Genomic DNA, 3,644 nt, shown 5'->3' with positions numbered 1-3,644 from the left:
CGTGATTACGCTAACTCCGACTTCTTTAGCTGCTTCCCCAATGCTGACCGTTGGCACGTCCTGAATAATGTCCATACGGTATACATTTAGTATAGACCTGTATACCTTTGTATATGTTTCTGGACTCAGTTGTCAACCCCTTCCTGTACATTTAAACTGGCAACCAGTTCTAGGCTATAATTAGCCTCATTCGAGGTTAAGGATACCCCATCATAACGCCCGCGCAAAAGCAAACCGGGTATAATCGTAGTCTCTAGCTGGGCAATCCATCCCGAACCCTGAGAACCCAACCCATAGCCCAACTGAGTTTCCCACAGATAACTCCCATCTTGCGATCGCGCCTTGGATCGATAACGCCAGCCAATTGTGGCTAAATTATCCCGCTGCTGGAGGTTGCGGGTTTCATAAGTCAGCAGTGCAGAATAACCATCACCCAAAAAACGCCCAGACAGATTATAATTCAACTCTGAGCGAAACCCCAATTCATTCCCCTGTTGACTCAGTTGTAAAAATCCTAACCGTTGCGTCGCATTCCAGCGCCAGCGATTTTGGTCATCAATTGTCGCCCGGGCAAAGGTAAAAAAACCACGACGACTAAACCCGGTTTGCATCCCCACCGCCGTACCCTCGCGACTATTATAGGTTCCCAATACCGTTAAACGGGGAAAGACACGCCAATTCAGGTTAAGCCGTTGGGAGAAGCGATCGCTATTGAATTGTAGACTAATATTAGACGTCGGTTCATAACGCACATTAGCATTAATATCCCAATCCCCCTCTTGATCTGGACTCAACACCGACGCCGCTACTTCCAATGGTATCCCTTTGGGGCGAAAAAACACATCAGCTAATCCCCTCGCGGTTTGGTCATAAATCCCACCCACACCTACAGTCAACGCTTCCGATACCCCCCAACGTTGGGCAATTCCTCCCTGAAAATCTTGCCATTCTCCCACAAAATTTTGACGGTTCAATCCAGGTGGTTGATGGGAAAAACCAACTGAAACAATCATCGCCGCAGCCCGATCAGGAATTTGTCCCGGTACCGTAGAAAACGTCGCCTCCCGCACCTCCGGTTGAGCAGAAAGGCGTCCTTGGGGATATAATAAAATGCGATAATTCCCTAACCTTTGCCCCCCAATCGGTACATCCTCAAACCGATAAACACCCGAAGAATCCACGAGAACTTCAGCCAAGACGCGATCGCTAAATCCCTGTGTCAGGCGTACCAACGTCCCCGGTTCCGCTTCACCCACAATAGTCCGCCCCACCTGCGACGCCTGTAACCGTTGTCCCGGACTAAATCCACCCCCACCAAACGTCACCGGAGGTATAAATCCCTGTCGTTGAATCGTCGTCACACCCCAATAATCCCCCCTCCCCTGACTCCGCCAAAACGTGGGTTGAGAACCAATCACATAATCCGCCCCATCGGTTTGTCGCAAATACTGGGCTTCTGTGAGACTCCAACTCGGCGAGTCTAACAAATCAGGTTGATTCACCCTGACATACCAACTCCCCGATAGTAATGTCCCCACAGCCGCCAATTCCCCCCGATACCGTAGGGAAGAAGACTCACCCAAACCCGACGTTGACTCTGATCCAGTCGCTGTAATCCGTTCCTCGATCGCGGTTAGGGTAAAATCAGTGGGAGTGATTCGGGGTAAACCGTCTAGTTGCACTGGGGGTTCTGTCGCCGCAATCCCCCCGGTTTTTTGTCCCAACCAAGGGGGATTAAGAATAATCGCATACTCATTAATATCAAATTCGGCGGGAACACCGAGTAAGGTTTGTACCTCTTGAATCGACAAAACCAACCCCAACTCCGGATCATTCCGTAATTCCTGGGGGTTGAGGCGAGTAATCAATCCAGGCGATCGCACGTCTAATTGCCCATCCGGTAAAGGTGTCACCTCCAGCTTCAACGCTTGAACCACCGCATCATAAGGAATCAGCCACTTCTCAAACTCAACCGCTTGACTACCATCTTCCTGTCCCCGCACCAAAACACTAAAAATTACCGGGCGCCCCCCCACATTCACCCCCACCGGAAACACCGTAAAGTTATCGGAAAATTCGATAACCGGATTGTCTGAATCCTCCCTCTGTGTTTGACCGATTAAATGCGGATCAAGACTGGAATTGCTTTGAGAAAAAGCTTTAGCCGCTATTCCCACAGCCAAACCCAGCGCGATCGGGATTTGCCACCCAACAGAATATATCACGTAGGGGCGCAAGGCTTGCGCCCAAAAAACCCTAAACTTGCGCCCGGAAAACCTGTAATATCTAATCCACCATTTTAGCTGTCTCACCCCAATCAAATATTGCCGACATTCTTCCTGTAGGTTATCCATGACGGCTGATGATAACGAAAACTTTTCTCCCCACCCAACTTCAATCAGATTTTTGTTAATTTACAGAACTTAACCGCCCCAAAAACTGTGAGAATAATTCTCAACTACTAACGGATTTACGTCAATCCAGCGATTTGGTATAATTGAACATCTGGGGAAGTATATCCACTTTTCTTCCAATCCTGGACATCATTCCCCAAAACCATTGAAATAGCATCAAAATAAATCCAACTTAGCCTCAATACCCCTCAAAACCCGCACCACTTGGATGCATGTATTTTTGTAAAAAACACAGATTTTTTTTGACACAACCCCCTTTTTATGGTATAGGGAACAAAGCCAAATAAACAGCAAAAACAAAGCCCATCGCCTCCCCGACTCAAACCCCACGTACCCTCTGCGACCCTCTGCGCCAACCTCTGCGACCCTCTGCGTTAAAAAAGATCAACCTCTCGACACCACAAGATATACCGTAGGATGGGCACTGCCCACCAGCCAAAACTTCAGAACCAATCGGCTCAACCACGCGATCGCCCCTCATTTACCGTGTAGGAATCATCAAATCGACACTAAACGGCTGTGTCCGTCGCTCATCATCTTCAGCCCAGATCAACTCACCCGTAAGCTGATATTGACCCGTAGCCAATTGCCCTTCATCAGGATAATTCAATAGAAACTGACGCTCACTCTCAGCCACAATTCCCGTCGGTTTCAAACTCCCCGTCTCTATAACCGTTTCTCCCTGCTTTAACATCCAACTCACCGATGCTCTAGCCGATGCCATTCCGGTATTTTCAACGAGTAATTGAATTTGGTCTTGTTCAGAATTCCAACTCGCATTCTCCACTACCAAATTTGGCGATAACTCTCCCTGACGCACATAAACGGTTGTGCCAATTCGTGCCGTCAACGCGACAGAATTACCACCACTATCCGTCGTTTCCTGAAGCGTTTCCGTAAAAACAACGGCTCGATATTCCCCGTCTGGTAAACTGGGTGGAAAGCGAGTAATTAAACGAATGCGTCGCTGCACTCCCGGTGGTACAGTTAATTCTCTGGGTGAAAATTGCAGGTAAGGGGTTAAATCGCTGGGGCTAGAGTCCAAGATTTGGAATCCATTATCGCCATAAGTAAAGGGTTCCGCGTAAATCCCGCATTTCTCACAAACTAATTTGAGAAGCTAATTTGAAGGGGAAAAGTAGAAGTTTTCATGCGCAGAATAGAAAAATTCCAGATTCTTCAACAAAATTAACCTGAAATTGCTAACTCTTACCCGACGCATTCGATAAA

2 protein-coding genes are annotated in these 3,644 nt (G+C 47.9%); both read right to left on the bottom strand.

From position 1 onward, the window contains the following. Positions 1-125: 125 nt before the first annotated feature. Positions 126-2,354, bottom strand: a complete 2,229-nt coding sequence (locus RID09_RS26060; RefSeq protein WP_446338826.1) for a carboxypeptidase-like regulatory domain-containing protein — start codon at positions 2,352-2,354, stop codon at positions 126-128. 541 nt (positions 2,355-2,895) lie between these two features. Next, entirely contained in the window at positions 2,896-3,459 is a 564-nt protein-coding gene (locus RID09_RS26055; protein WP_446338825.1) for a P pilus assembly protein, chaperone PapD, read from the bottom strand. Between the last annotated feature and the right edge of the window lie 185 nt (positions 3,460-3,644).

It is taken from the genome of Coleofasciculus sp. G1-WW12-02 (assembly GCF_040219735.1).
Lineage (GTDB): Bacteria > Cyanobacteriota > Cyanobacteriia > Cyanobacteriales > Coleofasciculaceae > Coleofasciculus.
Note: the sequence above shows the minus strand (reverse complement) of the source record. Positions and strands in the feature narration are given on the sequence as shown.

What these genes read in the sequence shown, in the direction of transcription:
- RID09_RS26060 (WP_446338826.1), bottom strand. Translation starts at nt 2,354, where the DNA reads ATGGATAACCTACAGGAAGAATGTCGGCAATATTTGATTGGGGTGAGA.